We start from the raw sequence: 16,759 nt of genomic DNA on the forward strand, positions 1-16,759 counted from the left end.
GTTATGGCGAAAGAAACTCTCTTCGGAGGAGAAAGTGTCAGGCCGCGGCCTGGGTGCCGGGCTTCACGACTTCCCCGAACAGGCTGTTCGAGCCTGCCTGTGTGATCCGTACCGTCACGATATCACCAATCTGATGACAATCGGTCTCGATCTGCACGGCCTGCAGATAAGGCGACTTGCCGGCCATCTGGCCCGGGTGACGACCCGGCTTCTCCAAGAGAACGTCCAGAGTCTGACCAACGGTTCCGTGATTGAAAGCCTGTCTTTGCGTTTCCAACAGGTTTTGGAGACGTGCCAGACGCTCGGCCTTCACGGCCTCGGGAACCTGGAGCTCCATCTCGGCCGCAGGCGTGCCGGGACGGGGGCTGTATTTGAAGGAGAAGGAGCTCGCGAAGCCCACATCGGCCACAAGCCGCATCGTGTCCTCGAACTCCGCATCGGTCTCGCCCGGGAAACCCACGATGAAGTCGGAGGAGAGCGCGAGGTTGGCTTGCGCCTTGCGGATCCGCTCGATCAGGCGGCGGTATTCGTCGCCCGTATGCTTGCGGTTCATCTCGTCGAGAATGCGGTCGGAGCCGGATTGCACGGGCAGGTGCAGGTAGGGCATGAGCGCCGGCAGGTCGCGATGGGCGGCGATCAGTTCGTCATCCATGTCGCGCGGATGGCTCGTGGTATAGCGAAGCCTTGCGATGCCGGGGATCTCGGCGAGGCGGTGCAGCAGTCTCCCCAAGGACCAGATGGAGCCGTCGGGGCCCTCGCCGTGATAGGCATTCACGTTCTGGCCGATGAGCGTGAGCTCGCGCACGCCCGCATCCGCGAGGCCCTGCGCCTCGTCAACGATCTTGGCTACCGAACGGGAGACTTCCGCGCCGCGGGTATAGGGCACCACGCAGAAGGTGCAGAACTTGTCGCAGCCTTCCTGGATCGTAAGGAAGGACGACACGCCCCGGTTCCGGATCATGGCCTTCGAGGGCTTGGGCAGATGATCGAACTTGTCCTCGATGGGGAATTCGGTGTCGACCACGCGCTCCGAGCGCGCTTTTTTGAGAAGCTCCGGCAGGTTATGGTAGTTCTGCGGGCCCACCACCACGTCGACGGCCGGCGCACGGCGCAGGATCTCCTTGCCCTCGGCCTGGGCGACGCAGCCCGCGACCACGATCTTCGTTTCCCGGCCGTGGGTCTGGCGCTCCTTCTTCAATTCGCGCACGCGGCCCAGCTCCGAATAGACCTTCTCGGCGGCCTTCTCGCGGATATGGCAGGTGTTGAGGATGACGAGGTCCGCCTCCTCCATGGCCTTGGTCTCGGCATAGCCTTCGGTGGTCAGCATGTCCGCCATGCGCTCGGCGTCATAGACGTTCATCTGGCAGCCATAGGATTTGACGAAAACTTTTTTCACGAGATCGGCCTATTGTGAAAGGTGGAAGCCCTGTCTTTAAGCGCTTTGAGCTTTCAAGAGAAGAGTGTCACCCCTGTGACAGAGGGAACGCAGGATCCAGGGTCAACGGGACCTAGTTTTTTGCAGGTTCCGTTCAGGCGGCTCGACAGGCGATGACGGAATCGAGAATACCCGGAAAGCGCTGATCAAGTTCGGCTCGGCGCAGGCTGATCATGCGTTTCGTGCCTTCGGGGCGAACATTGACCAAGCCAGCTTCGCGCAGCTTGGCCAAGTGATAGCTAAGCCCCGTTTTGGAGCCGAGATGCAGAAACTGGCTGCAGGTCATCTCGTCCCGCTCGCCCTCCGCCAAAAGGCTGATGATGGCCAAGCGCGTTTCATCGCCGAGGGCCGCCAGCACATGGGCCAGCTCGATTTGATCGATAGAGGGATGAGGCAGGGTGGTCATGATCTCTTAATAGGGATTCTATATCAGTAGTTCAACATCCATTGAACTATTTCTTGACAAGGTCGGAATTGAAGTTCAATTGTTCAATGATTCTTGAACAAGGGTCGTTGACCATGAACAAGCGTCTCTTCTGGTTAGCTCTCGGCACTTTCGCCATCGGTGCCGAGGGATTCGTGATTTCCTCGCTTCTTCCGCAGATCGCCGAGGATACGGGTGTGACTCTCATTGAGGCGGGTTATCTGGTCGTCGCCTTCGCCCTCGTCTATGCGATCGGCTCACCTTTCCTGACCGCGCTCACGGCGGATCGCGACCGACGCATGGTCCTGACGACCAGCGCCCTCGTCTTCACGGCAGGTGCACTCAGCGCAGCTTTTGCTCAAAGCTATGGAATGCTCCTCGTCGCCAGAATCGTTATTGCCTGCGCTGCAGGTCTTTATGCCGCCACAGCCCAGGCGACGGCGGTCGCAATCTCCCATGCCGATCACCGGGCACGGGCGATTTCGATTGTTGTCGGCGGGACTTCGCTCGCTGTCGCGCTCGGCGCTCCCTTGGGAGCGTTCGTCGCATCCTGGGCGGGATGGAGAGGCACCTATGTAAGCATCGCTGCTACAGGCGTGATTGCAGCGATCGCGATTCACTTCATGCTGCCGAAAGGTTTACGTGGAACGAAGATGCCGCTGAAAGATCGCTTCGACGTTCTGTCTCAACCCCGTATTCTTCCGACGCTCGCGATGACGCTGCTCTACATGACCGCGGGCTTCATGGTCTTCACCTATATTGCCCCCATGACGATCCAGGCCGCCGGACTCAGCCGCTCCATGCTGCCGACCGTGTTGCTGATCTATGGCAGCGGTGCAGCCTTGGGGAATTATCTCGGCGGCCAAATGGCAGATCGCTGGGGTGCGCAGCGCATGGTGACGATCGCGCTTATCCTCAACACGGGCATGATGCTGTTCTTTGCCCTCGTCGGTTATCTGCCCACCGCATGGGCTGGGCCGGTCTTCATCGGGGCGCTGTTTCCCTGGGGCGTGATGTCATGGTCGTTTCCGCCGGCCCAGGCGAGCCGAATTCTGACGATCGCGCCTGGCAGCGCTCCGCTCGCGCTCTCCCTTAATGGGTCGGCGCTCTATTTCGGGGTCGCACTGGGTTCCTTCATCGGAGGTTGCGTGCTGCGATACGGCACCGTCCTGGATCTTGGCTGGGTCGCGGCCCTGTTCCTGCTCGCCGCTCTCGCTTTGATCTGGTTAGGCCAACCGCGACAATCCGCGCTTCAGCCGGTCTCTCTGCGGGACTGAGAACAAGCCTTGCTCAATCCCGGTAGGCGCCCTCGACGGGGGCAGACAAGTCGCGATCCGCAGCGCGGATCTCGGCCGTCACCCTGGCGAAGGACGGGCGCTCGCTGAGCCTCGCATACCAGGAGGCCAGCGCCCTGTGCTCCTTCAGCGACGGGCCGCCCAGACGGCGGGTCCAGAACACGGTCATGAAGACGGCGATATCCGCCGCGGAAAAGGCTCCGCAGAAGAAGTCTTGAGTCCCAAGCCGGCGGTCGAGATCCGCATAATGCCGGCTCAAAACCGCCTCGGCTTCCCGCGCCTTGGCTTCCTTCTCGGTCCAGCGCTGCAGGTCGTCGGGCTTAGGCTCGGTCCGGTGCATCAGCGAGCGCAGCGGCACCAGCATGATCTCGTCGGCGAAGAGGTCGAGAAGCCTGCATTGCGCCCGCTCCGTCGCAGCCTTCGGATAGAGCGCGGGATCGGGATATGCATCCTCCAGATATTCGAGGATCAGGGTGGAATCGTAGAGGGTCAGGTCCTCGTCGATAAGGACGGGAACCTGACCTTTCGGATTGGCGGCCAGCACCTCGGGGTGCTTGGGGCTGTAGCCTCTGGTCTGGCTGAAGGCGACCGGGATGCGCTCGAACGGCAGCCCCTTCTCGTGGAGGGCAATTTCGACCTTGCGGGAGAAGAGGCTCAAAGGGCCGGAATAGAGCTTCATGGCTTACACTTTCATCGTCCGGGCGTCGGCGGCAGGTGATCCTGCCAGGAGGCGGTATTCAAGCCTTCCACATCGGCCCGTGACAATCCGATATCTGCGAGCGCCCTGTCATCCAGATTGTACAGGACGCGGGCGCTCCTGCGCCGGTCGAGCCAAGCCTCGTAGCGCAGAAGCAGCTTGAGCAGGGTGCTCTGCCGCTCGCGAGCGGCGATGCTAAACCCAAGATTTACTGTGGTATATCCGGTTGCCATGACGGGTCTCCATCGAGGGCTTTGCAAAGGCGTTTTGCAAAGGCAGTTTGCTGGAGAAAACTCTGCTCCTGTGCTAGCGTCCAAGCAAATGAGAAGTCCTTGACTTTTGCCCAAGGAAAACTTGGGTAAATACCTATCGGATCAACCCATGTCTCGTCGTCGTCTGCCTCCCCTGAATGCCGTGCGCGCCTTCGAGGCGGCGGCCCGCCATCTGAACTTCGAGAAGGCTGGCGACGAGATCGCCGTCACCGCAAGCGCGGTCGGCCAGCAGGTGAAGGCGCTGGAAGCCTGGCTCGGCCGTCCTCTCTTCGTGCGCCAGCCCGCGCGCGGCGTGGCCCTGACGCCTCTCGGCGAGCGCTATGCGGCCTCCCTGTCGGAGGTGCTCGACAAGCTCGACGAGGCGACGGCGCAGGTCCTGCGGCCGAGAACATCCAATGTGATCACCGTCAGCGCCATGCCGAGCCTGGCCTCGAACTGGCTCATCCCCCGGCTGGGCTCCTTCCGGGAGCGGCATTCCGAGATCGATGTGCGGGTTTCGGTCTCGATGCGCCTCACCGATTTCGCCCGTGAGGATGTGGACGTCGCCATCCGCTTCGGGCGCGGCCATTATCCGGGACTGCATACGGAGCTGCTGATGGAAGAGTACTTCTTCGCCGTGTGCAGCGCTTCCCTGCTCAAGAATCCTGAGCGGCCTTTGAGCGAACCGGCCGATCTCAAACATCACACGCTGGTGCACGAGGCTGTCGAAGGCGTGCCCGACTACATCACCTGGGATCGCTGGCTCGAGGCGGTGGGGGTCGAGGGCGTCGACACGTCGCGCGGCCCACGCTTCACCCACACCTATCTCTGCCTGCAGGCGGCGGCTTCGGGGCAGGGCGTTGCTCTCGCCACGAATGTTTTGATCGGCGACTACCTGGAGGCCGGCCGTCTCGTTCGGCCCTTCCCGCATCAGGTCAAGGGCGCCTATCAGTATTACGTCGTCAGTCCGGAAGCGAATGCGGACAAACCGGCCCTCACCGCTTTCCGCGCCTGGCTTCTGGAGGAGGCAAGGGCGCATGTTGCCGAGACAGCGCGGATATGATGCAGCGGTGTCATTCCCGGCCGGAGCGCAGCGAGGGGAAGGGAATCCATAGCGCAACGGGTGTCAATGGATCTCCTTCCCGGCCCTTTCGGACCGCCGGGGATGACACTCTAACTACGCCGCCTTCAGCGCTCTTCTCACCGCGCTCTCGGCGGCGGCGGTCGCCGCCTTGCGGCTGCCGTTGAAGGGGATCGGCTCGCCCCAGGTCACCACCACGTCGATTGCGTGGCCCTCGAGGAAGAGCTTGAGGTGGGGGGCCAGGTCCATGTCGCCGTACCAGGCGATGAAGGGCCGGTCGCGCCGGGTGATCGGCAATCCGTTCCGGCGGGTGTAGAAAATCGCAAGCGGCTGCAGAAAGACCTGCTCGATGCTGTCATGCATGAGCGCCGTCTGCGCGGCGCCGACCAGCGAGGAGCGGAAGGGAAGGAGCCGGTTGCCGTCGCTCGTGGTGCCTTCCGCGAACAGCACGATCACCTCGCCCTTCACGAGCCGATGGGCGAGCGCGTCGTTCACCTCAGCCGTCGCCCTGCGGCGCTGCCGGTCGATGAAGACGGAGCGCTGGAGCTTTGCGAGCAGACCGACGACAGGCCAGCCCTCGATCTCCGATTTCGCGATGAAGGAGAGGGGATGCACCGAGCCGATGACGGGAATGTCGAGCCAGGAGACATGGTTCGCGACAACGAGCGTCGGCGCGTCGCCCGGCGGCGTGCCCTTCTCGATCACGCGCACATGGAAGAGCCTCAAGAGGATGCGGTGAAACAGGACAGGCAGGTGGTGCACCAGATTCCAGCCGAAACGGATGCCGAGCAGTTGCAGCGGCACGAGCACGAGGCTGCAGAGCACCAGCACCAGGAGCTTCAGGCCGACGACGATCCTGGTCACGCGTCATCCTTGTCCAACGGCACCGCGTAGAGCTCGAGGCGGTGATAGACGACCTTGTAGCCGAGGCGCCTGGCGATCTCCGTCTGCAGCGCCTCGATCTCGTCCGACTGGAACTCGATCACGTCGCCGGTCTCGAGATTGATGAGATGGTCGTGATGCTCGCGTGCCGCCTGCTCGTAACGGGACCGTCCGTCGCGGAAATCGAGGCGTTCCAGAATACCTTCCGTCTCGAAGAGCTTCACGGTGCGATAGACGGTGGAGAGCGAGATACGGTCGTCCACCTCCGCGGCGCGCCGGTGCAGCTCCACCACGTCGGGATGATCGGCGGCATCGTCGAGGATCTGCGCAATGATCTTCCGCTGGCCCGTCATGCGCAGGCCCTTGTCGCGGCAGGCGCGCTCGATGGCTCCTAGGCGGCGAAGTTTTCCGGTGCTGCTGGTCCGTGATGACAAGGCTGAAAACCTGTTTTCTCGAGCATCGGACGTGAAAAGTGGAGTGCACTTTTGGGATCCATCCGATGCTCATTTTTAAAGTGGCGCATCGTTCGTGCGGAAAACCGGGGCCACTTTCCGCTGACGCGGCCCGTCGGGTCCGCACGATGCGCTTGCAGATGCTTATACGAGAGTTGCCGGGAGGGGGCTATAGGCTCAGCGCCATGGTGAGCGCCGCCACCCGACTGCCATCCGCCTTCTGGTAATAGCCTTCACGTCGCCCGACTTCCTTGAAGACGAAGCGCCGGTAGAGGGCAATGGCTGGATCGTTGCCCTCCTCGACCTCCAGATGGACAATCCGCACGCCCCGGCGGGAGAGCTCGTCCAGGTGCCGCTCGAGCAGGGGGATCGACAAGCCCTTGCCGCGCGCCTCCGGGGCAATGGCAAGAGTGAGGATCTCGGCCTCGTCGAGGACGATGCGCGACAGCACGAAGCCGGCGGGCTTCGCGGCCGATCCGAGAAACAGCCCGTCTCCCACCACGCCACGCTCGGCGAGCAGCCGCTCGAATTCCAGCGTGCTCCAGGGCCGCGCGAAGGAGGCCCCATGGATCGCCGCCATGCGCGAGGCCGCATCGCTGCCTAGGGGATCGATGCGGAAGCCGCCAGGCTTCTTGAACAGATCGAAGAAGCTCATTGGCGGGCGATGCGCGCGCCATCCTGCGGCTTGGCGTCGGGATCGCGAAGATAAAGAGGTTTGGGCAGAGCCTGATTCGGATCGGCGAGGGCGCCGAGACGGGCGATCCAGGCGATGTCGGGAGCCTGCTGCACGTCGGTCACATGAGCCTCGACGCCCTGCATGCGCGCCTCCGCCGCCAGCATCACCGCAGCCGAGCCGCTGATCAGGAGGGGACCTGAGCCGAGTACCCGGATCGCATCGCGATAGCTCATGAGGCTCGGCTGGATGATCGTGCGTCCACCCGGGGCGATGGCCTGGACGTAGATGTGGCCGTGCTTGGCATCGAGGGCCGCGGTGAAGAGCCCGCGCCGTTCCTTCACCATGAGCGGAGCGAGGAAGGCCGAGAGGGTGGCGACCCCTACCACCGGAATGCCGGCGGCAAGCCCGATGCCGCGGGCGGCCGAAATGCCGACGCGCAGGCCCGTATAGCTGCCTGGCCCCACCGTCACCGCCACCCGGTCGAGAGTTTCGAAGCCGCCTTCCACCCTGGAGGCGACGCGCTCGATGAGCGGCAGCAGAGCCTCCGCATGGCCGCGCTCCATGAAAAGGGTCTCGGCCGCCAGCGGTTCGGCATCGCCCGCCTGCCAGATGCAGGCCGAGCAGGCGCCAAGCGCCGTATCGATGGCAAGAACGCGCAACATTCGTCTCCGTCGGATCGTCAGGCTTCTTTAGAGCATGAAGCGGATGTGTGGAAACGGTTTAATGCAGTTCCGTCATCCCGGACTGTCCCTTCCCCGCAAGGGGGAGGGGAAAAGCGTAGCATCTCACTCGATCCGGCAGAATTCCTCGAACGCAAAGCGCGGCTGGCGCGGATGGAGCTTATCGGGCAGCCCGAAGCCAAGATTGATGAGGAAGTTGGATCTGGTCTTCCCGTCCGGGAAGAAGGTCCTGTCCACGCCTTCGCGGTCGAAGCCGCCCATGGGGCCGCAATCGAGCCCGAGCGAGCGGGCCGCCATGAGGAGGTAGGCGCCTTGCAGGGAGGACCCCTGGAGGGCGGTGCGCTCGATCACCTCGGGCTTTCCCGCGAACCAGCTGCGCGCATCCTTGCTGTGGGGGCTAAGGAATCCGAGCTTCTCGTAGAACTCCACGTCATGGGCCACGATCACGGTAGCCGGGGCGCTCATGGTCTGGCGCACATTGCCCGCGTCGAGATGGGGCTTGAGCTTTTCCTTCGCTTCCTGCGACACCACGAAGACGAAGCGGCCCGGCGAGGAATTAGCGCTGGTCGGCCCCAGCTTGGCGAGATCGGCGATGGCGCGCAGCGTGTCTTCGGGAATCTTTCGGTCCTCCCACCAGCGATGGGTGCGGGCATTGCGGAAGAGCTGATCGAGGGAGGCGTCGGACAGAGGCGGCAAGGCAAGGCTCCAAGCAAAAAGCGCGGCTTTCATGCCGCGCTTTTTGATACTGAGAATTCTTAAAATCTGATCAAACGGCCTGCACCTCGCGCACATCCGGCAGGAAATGGCGCAGCAGGTTCTGGATGCCGTGGCGCAGCGTGGCGGTCGAGGAGGGGCAGCCGGAGCAGGCGCCCTTCATCACGAGATAGACCACGCCGTCCTTGAAGCCGCGGAAGGTGATGTCGCCGCCGTCGCCCGCAACGGCCGGACGGATGCGGGTTTCGAGCAGCTCCTTGATCGTCTCGACGGTCGAAGCATCGGCTGGGTCGAAGAACTCCTCACCATCCTCTTCCGCAGCGCCATAGCCGTTCGAGAAGAGCGGCGCGCCGGTCATGAAATGCTCCATGATCGCGCCGAGGATCGCAGGCTTCAGGTGCTGCCACTCGCCATCCGCCTTCGTCACGGTGATGAAGTCGTAGCCGAAGAAGACGCCGGTGACGCCTGGCACGGCAAAGAGGCGCTGGGCCAGAGGCGAGAACTCGCCCTGCTCGGGCGTCTTCGCCTCGAACGTGCCTTCCGGCATCACGACGCGACCGGGCAGGAACTTCAAGGTGGCGGGATTGGGGGTGGCTTCAGTCTGGATGAACATCGCTTTTTGTCCTCTGGCGCCGGTTCAAGGCCGGCCGAGTGGTGGGGTTAGAATCGTTCTAACAGGTTTCAGGCAAGATGTGGAATGGGGGAGTGAGGATTCCAAGGGGAAGTTGTGACCCGGGGGATTGTGTAGCAGAATCGGGATCGTGAACAGCCTCGCTCCTCGTCATGGCCGGGCTTGACCCGGCCATCAACGTCTTAAGCCGTTGCGTCTCCTAAGAGGTGGATCCCCGGAACAAGTCCGGGGATGACGCTGAAGCATCGTCATAGGGAGGAATGAAAGATGCTTGTTCAGCCCGCCAACGCGTCGATTTCCTCGTCCGTCAGGCCGCCCGGTACGATGACGATGGGGATCGGGAAGGTGGAGGCCGCCCTGCCCGCCAGGTTCGTGACCAGGGGGCCGGGGCCCTCCTTGCTGCTGCCGGCGGCAAGCACCAGGAAGGACACGTCCTCGTCCTCGTTGATCAGCTTGATGATCTCGTCTGCCCGTTTGCCGACGCGGATCACCTGCTCGGGCTCCACGCCTGCGGCGCCGCGCGCCTCGCGGGCGGCGGCTTCCAGGAGCTTTGCCGCCTCTTCGCTCGCTTCCTCGATCATCGCTTCGCCGACGCCGAGCCATTCGAAATCGTCCGGCGGGTCCACAACGGCCAGCATGAGCATGCTCGCCCCGGTGCGCGCGGCACGGCGCGAGGCGAAATGGATCGCCCGCGCGCATTCCGGCGTCTTATCGATCACCACCATGAATTTGGGCCGGTGGCCTGTCTCATAGGATCGGCGCTGGCCGCTCACTGCACGCTCTCCTGCATCCCTCGATGCTGCCTTTCCCCTGTATCTAGGGCAGGTTCGCTATCTAGGGCAGATTCGGGTTAACGCGAGCGGACGAAGCCGACGATATCCTTCACCGCATCCATGGTCTGCGCAGCGATCACGCGGGCACGGTCCGAGCCGTCGATGAGGATCGCATCGATATGGCCGGGATCGGCCATGAGGCGGCGCATCTCGCCCGCAATGGGGGCGAGCTTCGTCACTGCCACGTCCACGAGAGCGGCCTTGAAGCCGGAGAACTGCGACCCGCCATGCTCGCGCAGCACGTCTTCCGCCGTGGTGCCGGTAAGCGCGGCATAGATCGAGACCAGGTTCTCCGCCTCGGGACGACCTTTGAGACCTTCGGCCTCGGAGGGCAGGGGCTCGGGGTCCGTCTTCGCCTTGCGCACCTTCTGGGCGATGGTGTCCGCATCGTCCGTCAGGTTGATGCGCGAATAATCGGACGGGTCCGACTTCGACATCTTCTTCGAGCCGTCGCGGAGCGACATGACGCGGGTCGCCGGCCCCTGAATCATGGGCTCGGTGAGCGGGAAGAAGGCGTCGCCATAACCGTTGGCGGCAATCGAGGCGGCGTAGTCGTTGTTGAACTTCTGGGCGATGTCGCGGGTCAGCTCGACATGCTGCTTCTGGTCCTCGCCCACCGGCACATGCGTGGCGCGGTAGACCAGGATGTCGGCGGCCATGAGGCTCGGATAGGCGTAGAGGCCGAGCGAGGCGTTCTCGCGGTCCTTGCCGGCCTTCTCCTTGAACTGCGTCATGCGGTTCATCCAGCCGATGCGGGCGACGCAGTTGAACACCCAGGCGAGTTCCGCGTGCTGCTGCACTTGGCTCTGGTTGAAGATGATGCTCTTCTTCGGATCGAGGCCGGCGGCAAGATAGGCGGCCGTTACCTCGCGGATCTGGCGCTTCAGGTCGGCGGGGTCCTGCCAGATGGTGATGGCGTGCATGTCGACGACGCAATAGATGCATTCCATCGTCTTCTGGAGTTCGATCCAGCGGATCATCGCGCCAAGATAGTTTCCGAGATGCAGGTTCCCCGTCGGCTGCATGCCTGAGAAAACCAGCTCCTTGAACTGCGCCATCGTCTTGCACTCCCACGCCGGACCGGGTTGGACGCCGGACGGCGGTTATTTTCCATGTTGCGTTGCGGCGCGGTTATGACAGGGCCACGCCATGATGCAAGCCTTTACCGGAGCGAAGCCACGTCGTCACGGGTCACCGCGCCTGTCAGCCATGCCCCGAGGGCATAAAGCGCGAGCCCGCCCAGGCAGAAGGCGGCGAGAGACAGGCTGTTCGTGGGTGCAAGCATCTGCTGAGCTCCCCATAAGCCAAGGCCCATGAGAGCCGTGCAGAGAGCGATGCGGGTCAGGCGGCTCATGAAGCGTCCATCCGGATGCCACAGGCCGATTTGCTGAAGCATCCAGGCCATGGCGGCAGCATGGGCAAAACAGCCCAGGCTGACGCCGAGAGCGATCCCGGCAGGTCCCCAGCGCAGCGCGAGCAGAACCCCGCCGATCAGCGTGACGAGAATGCCGAGAAGCGTCCCGGCCATCGTCAGGCGCAGGGCGCCGCGGGCGAAAAGAGTCTGGCTCAGCACCTTTCCGGCGGTGGCGAAAGGCAGGCCGAGGCTTAAAGAAGCGAGCGCCAGCGCCGTTCCTCGCGTATCGGACGGGAGAAAGGCTCCACGCTCGAAGAGAACATGAGTGATGGGAAAGGAGAGGATCAGCAAGGCCGCGCTGGCGGGCAGGGCGAGCAGCAGCGCCACTTCCAGGGCCCGGTGCTGAGCGGCGATGACGACTGTCGTTTCTCCCGCATGGTGGTGCTTGGCGAGCTGCGGAAGCAGCACGCTTGATCCGACCGCCGCGATCAGGCCGAGCGGCAGCTGCATCACCCGCTCGGCGTAGTAGAGCCAGGAGATGCCGGAGGGCCAGAACGAGGCCACCTGCGTTCCCACCAGAATGAAAAGCTGAGCTGCGCCGCTTGCGACAAGCGCGGGGAAGCCCGCCAGCAGCAGGCTCTTGAGGCCTGGGGACCAGTGCGGTTTGCGAAACTGTACGAGTTTTTCCCCACCCTGCCTCAGCGCTGCCAGCACGATGAAAAGCTGGATGAAGCCTGCCAGACACGAGATGCTCGAAAGCCACGCGGCCTTCCTGTCGAGAGGAAGCGCGACGACGGTTTCGAGCGCTACGAGCGTCAGGATCAATCCGACATTCACCGCAAGCGGCGCGAAGGCCGTCGCCCCATAGCGCCCGCGCATGTTGAGGATGGCTGCGGCAACCGAGGAGAGCGTCACCGCGACAACGATGGGAAAGGACAGGCGCGTGTAGAGCGTGACCAAGGTCAGAGTCTGTCCGTCATCGTGCAGGCCCGGTGCGAGGAGAAGCGCGACGAGGCCGGCGGCAATCTCCACCACGGCGGTGAGCCCGAGAAGCACCATCGCGAAAAAGCTGATCACGTCGCCGGCCATGGAGGCGGCCTCATCCGGGTTCAGCCGGCTCAAATGCGGTACGAGGGCCGGGTTCAGCCCGCCCTCGCCGACGATGCGGCGCACGAGGTTCGGCAGGCGAAAGGCCGTGAGAAACGCATCCGCCACGGGCCCCGCGCCCAGGGCCTGCGCGAACAGCATGTCCCGGACAAAGCCCAGAATGCGCGAGGCGATGGAGCCGAAGCCGACCAGAAGGGAGGAGCGGATGAGCGACATGGATCCTCTCGCGCTTAAACGGTTCGGAGAGAATTGTCTAAGGAATGGTGATGAAGCGGACTCCGCTGTTCCCCTCCCCTGGATCTCGGGTGTTCCCGAGATCCGTTCTTGCTGCCGCAAGTCGGGAATTCCCGACTTGCGGCAGGGGAGAGGCAGGGTGGGGGTCGGAAAAAGGGAGGCGCCTCAACCCCTCGCGCGTGCAATCGCCTCACGCTTCTGGGCGAGCGTCATGCCTCCGACATAGGATTCCGTGCCGACGAGGAAGGAGGGCGTCGCGGTAAAGCCGAGGGAGTTGCCGAGCTTGAAGGTCTCCTTCATCCACTGCGTGGTGCGCTCGGAATTCGCCACCTCCTCCAGGCGCTTGGTGTCGCCGCCGAGACGCTCGATTTCCTTCAGGGCCCGCTCGCCATCGACCGCGCCTTTAAGCTTGAACAGGGCAAGATGCAGCGGCAGATAACGTTCAGGGCCGTAGAGCTGGAAGTAAGCCAGCGCTGCCTTGGTGGCGGTGACGGACGGAATTCCGAGCACGGCGAAATTCACCAGCACATAGGTCAGATCCGGTTCCGCCTTCAGAAGCGCGGGCAGATCCGCCGCCGACTTTCTGCACCAGGGACAATTGTAATCGAAATATTCGATCATGATCACGTCGCCGTGCCGGTGCCCGAGCTTCACGGCAGCGTTCAAGGCCATCGTGTCCTCGACGAGCTCGATCGGAACCATCTGCGGCTCCGGCGCCGATTGCGCGAAGGCGGGAACGCTGGCGCCGGATGCGGCAAGGCCGGCCAGAAGGGTGCGGCGGGACAGGATCATGAAAAAAGGCTCTCACAAACGAGAGCCTCTGGTGCCGTGTGATCATGTCGGGAGCAAGGCCAAGCTTTGCTCCCTCATGCACTTGTGAAGGCCTTAACCCTCTTCGCCCGTCACGCCGGCGGCGTCCTGGGCCTTGAGCACTTCCGGACGCGGCATCGAGATGATGTTGTAGCCTGAATCCACGTAGTGGATCTCGCCGGTCACGCCATTCGAGAGGTCGGAGAGGAGATAGAGGGCCGAGCCGCCGATATCCTCAATGGTCACCGTGCGGCGTAGCGGGGCGTGCGCCTTCTGGTAGGTGAACATGAGGCGCGCGTCCGAGATGCCGGCGCCGGCCAGCGTGCGGACCGGGCCTGCCGAGATCGCGTTGCAGCGGATGCCCTGCGGACCGAGATCGGAGGCGATGTAGCGCATGGAGGCTTCGAGCGCAGCCTTCGCGACGCCCATCACGTTGTAGTTCGGCATCACGCGGGTGGAGCCGCCATAAGTCAGCGTCAGGAGCGAGCCGCCGTTCTTCATGCGCCTGGCGGCGCGCTGCGCCACCTCCGTGAAGGAGAAGCAGGAGATCACCATGGTGCGCGAGAAGTTTTCACGCGTCGTGACCTCCGTGTAGGAGCCTTTCAGCTGCGACTTGTCGGAGAAGCCGATGGCGTGAACCACGAAATCGATGGAATCCCAGCGCCGGTCGATGGCCTCGAACGCGGCATCGACGGAGGCGATGTCCTCCACGTCGCAGGGGATCACGAGGTCCGAGCCCAGCGACTGCGCCAGAGGCGTCACGCGCTTGCCGAGCGCCTCGCCCTGATAGGTGAAGGCGAGTTCCGCGCCGTGCTCCGCCAGAACCTTGGCGATGCCCCAGGCGATGGAATGGTCGTTCGCGACGCCCATGATGAGGCCGCGCTTTCCTTGCATCAGACCGCTCATGCGGGTCCCCCTGTGCATCGGCTCTATATTGGGATGCCGATCGTTAGCAAACCGTGCATCGTGAGCCTTGGTCTTGATATCAATGAGCGTGTCCATGCGAGGTCCCCCTTGGAAATTCGGGACATCGCACGGCGTTGTCTCAGGTTTATGACGTCTTACCCGTTGTAGCGGCCGAAGACGAGTGTGGCATTGGTGCCGCCGAAGCCGAACGAGTTCGAGAGAACCGTGTCGAGCTTGGCATTGTCGATGCGCTTGCGGACGATGTTCATGTCCGCGAAGGCCGGATCGATCTCGTCGATATGGGCGCTTTCGCAGATGAAGCCGTTCTGCATCATCAGGAGCGAGTAGATCGCCTCCTGCACGCCGGTCGCGCCGAGCGAGTGACCGGTGAGCGACTTCGTGGCCGAGATCGGCGGGCACTTGTCGCCCGAGCCGAACACCTCGCGGATCGCCTCGATCTCCTTCTGGTCGCCGACCGGGGTCGAGGTGGCGTGCGGGTTGATGTAGTCGACCGGATTATGGACGTTCTGAAGCGCCATGCGCATGCAGCGCACCGCGCCTTCGCCCGAGGGCGCCACCATGTCGTAGCCGTCGGAGGTCAGGCCGTAGCCGACGATCTCGCCGTAGATCTTGGCACCGCGGGCCTTGGCGTGTTCCAACTCCTCCAGCACCAGCACGCCCGCGCCGCCGGCGATGACGAAGCCGTCGCGGTTGGCGTCATAGGCGCGCGAGGCGCGGGACGGGGTGTCGTTGTACTTGGTGGACATGGCGCCCATGGCGTCGAAGAGATTGGACAGGCTCCAGTCCAGATCCTCGCAGCCGCCGGCGAACATCACGTCCTGCTTGCCGTACTGGATCATCTCGTAGGCGTTGCCGACGCAATGGTTGGAGGTCGCGCAGGCCGAGGAGATGGAATAGTTCACGCCCTTGATCTTGAACCAGGTGGCGAGCGTCGCGGAGGCAGTCGAGGACATGGCCTTCGGCACGGCGAAGGGACCGATGCGCTTGGGACCCTTGTCGCGGGTGATGTCGGCGGCCTCGATGATGGTGCGGGTGGAAGGGCCGCCCGAGCCCATGATGATGCCGGTGCGCTCGTTGGAGATGTCGCTCTCCTCGAGCCCCGAATCGCGGATCGCCTGGTCCATGGCCACGTGATTCCAGGCCGTGCCGCGGCCGTGGAAGCGCATGGCGCGGCGGTCGACGAGCGAGTCCACATCGATCTGCGGGGCACCGTGGACCTGGCAGCGGAAGCCGTACTTCTCGTAATCCTCGGCCTTCGCAATGCCGGACTTCGCTTCGCGCAAAGAGGCCAGCACCTCCTGCGTGTTGTTGCCGATGGACGAAACGATGCCCATTCCGGTGACGACGACGCGTCTCATAGCCTACCTCTTCATCGGATCTTGGATGCCAGCCTTCTGCCCAAACAGGTAAGGCCGGATCGGCTTAATCTCAACCGCGAGCCTGCGGGCGAATCGGGAAACGATCCATCAAACTCGATGGCTTCGCCGCATGCGTCAGGGCCGGTTTTTCGAAGAAATCATGTTTTGTCAACATGATGGATGCCTTTGGCCGATGCGCTCTCCTTGAGAGAGCGCATCGTTTAGGACGGAAAACCGGATCCACTTTTCGCTGACGCGGCCCTTCAGGTCCGCACGATGCGCTAGCCCCCCGCCGGGGTCTCCGCCTGGAACAGGCCGACACGCATGTCCTTGGCCTCGTAGATCCGGCGCCCGTCGGCTTCGAGCCAGCCATCGGCGATGCCGAGCACCAGCTTCGAGCGGAAGACGCGCTTGAGCTCCACGCCGTAGACCACCTTCTTCACGGTAGGCAGAACCTGATCGGAGAATTTCACCTCGCCGACGCCGAGCGCACGGCCACGGCCGGGCGAGCCGCCCCACCCGAGGAAGAAGCCGGTCAGCTGCCAGAGAGCGTCGAGCCCCAGGCAGCCCGGCATCACCGGATCGCCTGCGAAGTGGCAGGGAAAGAACCAGAGGTCCGGGCGGATGTCGAGTTCGGCGCGCACATGACCCTTGCCGTATTCGCCGCCCTCTTCCGAGATGGAGGTGATGCGGTCGAACATCAGCATGGGAGGCAGCGGCAGCTGGGCGTTGCCGGGGCCGAACAATTCTCCGCGCCCGCAGGCAAGGAGCTCTTCGTAATTAAAGCTGGACTGGCGGGCCATGCCGGGTGCCGATCCTTTCATCGTCGTCTCAAAAGCGGCCTCAGGATGTCCTTAAGGCCTTCAATGCGGGCTCTGGTAGCACAGGCTTGGCCATCCATCAAAGGGACCCGGGCAC

At 63.4% G+C, this 16,759-nt stretch carries 19 protein-coding genes; 2 read left to right on the plus strand and 17 right to left on the minus strand.

All coding sequences use genetic code 11. The features are described from left to right. Positions 1 to 37 precede the first annotated feature (37 nt). Together miaB and ACUXUR_RS12325 are read right to left on the minus strand one after the other, a co-directional pair. On the minus strand, positions 38 to 1,396 hold the full coding sequence (gene miaB, locus ACUXUR_RS12320; RefSeq protein WP_445502646.1) for a tRNA (N6-isopentenyl adenosine(37)-C2)-methylthiotransferase MiaB: 1,359 nt from the start codon (positions 1,394 to 1,396) through the stop codon (positions 38 to 40). Between the two features lie 133 nt (positions 1,397 to 1,529). Then, on the minus strand, positions 1,530 to 1,841 hold the full coding sequence (locus ACUXUR_RS12325; RefSeq protein WP_445502647.1) for an ArsR/SmtB family transcription factor: 312 nt from the start codon (positions 1,839 to 1,841) through the stop codon (positions 1,530 to 1,532). Positions 1,842 to 1,954: 113 nt separating this feature from the next. On the opposite strand from ACUXUR_RS12325, the gene ACUXUR_RS12330 reads away from it, so the two are divergent. Beyond that, a complete protein-coding gene (locus ACUXUR_RS12330; RefSeq protein ID WP_445502648.1) occupies positions 1,955 to 3,136 on the plus strand; it encodes an MFS transporter in 1,182 nt (393 codons plus the stop codon). Between the two features lie 13 nt (positions 3,137 to 3,149). Here the strand turns inward: ACUXUR_RS12330 and ACUXUR_RS12335 are convergent, their stop codons facing one another. Both ACUXUR_RS12335 and ACUXUR_RS12340 read right to left on the minus strand, forming a co-directional pair. Further along, entirely contained in the window at positions 3,150 to 3,833 is a 684-nt protein-coding gene (locus tag ACUXUR_RS12335) for a glutathione S-transferase family protein (protein WP_445502649.1), read from the minus strand. Between the two features lie 11 nt (positions 3,834 to 3,844). After that, a complete protein-coding gene (locus ACUXUR_RS12340) occupies positions 3,845 to 4,084 on the minus strand; it encodes a DUF1127 domain-containing protein (RefSeq protein WP_445502650.1) in 240 nt (79 codons plus the stop codon). A gap of 148 nt (positions 4,085 to 4,232) precedes the next feature. Here ACUXUR_RS12340 and ACUXUR_RS12345 point away from each other — a divergent pair, with 148 nt between their 5' ends. Next, positions 4,233 to 5,165 (plus strand): transcriptional regulator GcvA, encoded by a 933-nt coding sequence (locus ACUXUR_RS12345; protein WP_445502651.1) that lies wholly within the window; start codon positions 4,233 to 4,235, stop codon positions 5,163 to 5,165. Between the two features lie 114 nt (positions 5,166 to 5,279). Here ACUXUR_RS12345 and olsA read toward each other — a convergent pair whose 3' ends face one another. From olsA to fabA, 13 genes are all read right to left on the minus strand, one after another. Beyond that, positions 5,280 to 6,047, minus strand: a complete 768-nt coding sequence (gene olsA / locus ACUXUR_RS12350; RefSeq protein WP_445502652.1) for a lyso-ornithine lipid O-acyltransferase — start codon at positions 6,045 to 6,047, stop codon at positions 5,280 to 5,282. Next, positions 6,044 to 6,418: a Fur family transcriptional regulator gene (locus ACUXUR_RS12355; protein ID WP_445502773.1), complete on the minus strand. Its 375-nt coding sequence runs from the start codon at positions 6,416 to 6,418 to the stop codon at positions 6,044 to 6,046. Before ACUXUR_RS12355 ends, olsA begins: the two co-directional genes overlap by 4 nt. A gap of 268 nt (positions 6,419 to 6,686) precedes the next feature. Continuing rightward, a complete protein-coding gene (locus ACUXUR_RS12360) occupies positions 6,687 to 7,172 on the minus strand; it encodes a GNAT family N-acetyltransferase (protein WP_445502653.1) in 486 nt (161 codons plus the stop codon). Continuing rightward, the gene (tsaB, locus tag ACUXUR_RS12365; protein ID WP_445502774.1) at positions 7,169 to 7,852 is read right to left on the minus strand and encodes a tRNA (adenosine(37)-N6)-threonylcarbamoyltransferase complex dimerization subunit type 1 TsaB; all 684 of its coding nucleotides are present in this window, start codon (positions 7,850 to 7,852) and stop codon (positions 7,169 to 7,171) included. Before tsaB ends, ACUXUR_RS12360 begins: the two co-directional genes overlap by 4 nt. Before the next feature lie 126 nt (positions 7,853 to 7,978). Beyond that, positions 7,979 to 8,602, minus strand: coding sequence for a malonic semialdehyde reductase (locus ACUXUR_RS12370; protein WP_445502654.1), 624 nt, complete (start codon positions 8,600 to 8,602; stop codon positions 7,979 to 7,981). A 37-nt stretch (positions 8,603 to 8,639) separates the two neighbouring features. Next, positions 8,640 to 9,200: a NifU family protein gene (locus ACUXUR_RS12375; protein ID WP_445502655.1), complete on the minus strand. Its 561-nt coding sequence runs from the start codon at positions 9,198 to 9,200 to the stop codon at positions 8,640 to 8,642. A 293-nt stretch (positions 9,201 to 9,493) separates the two neighbouring features. Continuing rightward, the gene (locus ACUXUR_RS12380) at positions 9,494 to 9,943 is read right to left on the minus strand and encodes a universal stress protein (protein WP_445502775.1); all 450 of its coding nucleotides are present in this window, start codon (positions 9,941 to 9,943) and stop codon (positions 9,494 to 9,496) included. A gap of 125 nt (positions 9,944 to 10,068) precedes the next feature. Further along, positions 10,069 to 11,109, minus strand: a complete 1,041-nt coding sequence (trpS, locus tag ACUXUR_RS12385; protein ID WP_445502656.1) for a tryptophan--tRNA ligase — start codon at positions 11,107 to 11,109, stop codon at positions 10,069 to 10,071. Between the two features lie 104 nt (positions 11,110 to 11,213). Next, positions 11,214 to 12,728 carry a murein biosynthesis integral membrane protein MurJ gene (murJ, locus tag ACUXUR_RS12390; protein ID WP_445502657.1) on the minus strand — a complete coding sequence of 505 codons (1,515 nt, stop codon included), beginning with the start codon at positions 12,726 to 12,728 and terminating at the stop codon, positions 11,214 to 11,216. 183 nt (positions 12,729 to 12,911) lie between these two features. Continuing rightward, the gene (locus ACUXUR_RS12395; RefSeq protein WP_445502658.1) at positions 12,912 to 13,538 is read right to left on the minus strand and encodes a thioredoxin domain-containing protein; all 627 of its coding nucleotides are present in this window, start codon (positions 13,536 to 13,538) and stop codon (positions 12,912 to 12,914) included. A gap of 93 nt (positions 13,539 to 13,631) precedes the next feature. After that, entirely contained in the window at positions 13,632 to 14,462 is an 831-nt protein-coding gene (fabI, locus tag ACUXUR_RS12400; protein ID WP_445502776.1) for an enoyl-ACP reductase FabI, read from the minus strand. A 155-nt stretch (positions 14,463 to 14,617) separates the two neighbouring features. Next, the gene (gene fabB, locus ACUXUR_RS12405) at positions 14,618 to 15,841 is read right to left on the minus strand and encodes a beta-ketoacyl-ACP synthase I (protein WP_445502659.1); all 1,224 of its coding nucleotides are present in this window, start codon (positions 15,839 to 15,841) and stop codon (positions 14,618 to 14,620) included. Between the two features lie 281 nt (positions 15,842 to 16,122). Next, on the minus strand, positions 16,123 to 16,644 hold the full coding sequence (fabA, locus tag ACUXUR_RS12410; RefSeq protein WP_445502660.1) for a 3-hydroxyacyl-[acyl-carrier-protein] dehydratase FabA: 522 nt from the start codon (positions 16,642 to 16,644) through the stop codon (positions 16,123 to 16,125). Between the last annotated feature and the right edge of the window lie 115 nt (positions 16,645 to 16,759).

This window comes from Microvirga medicaginis, from assembly GCF_052658925.1.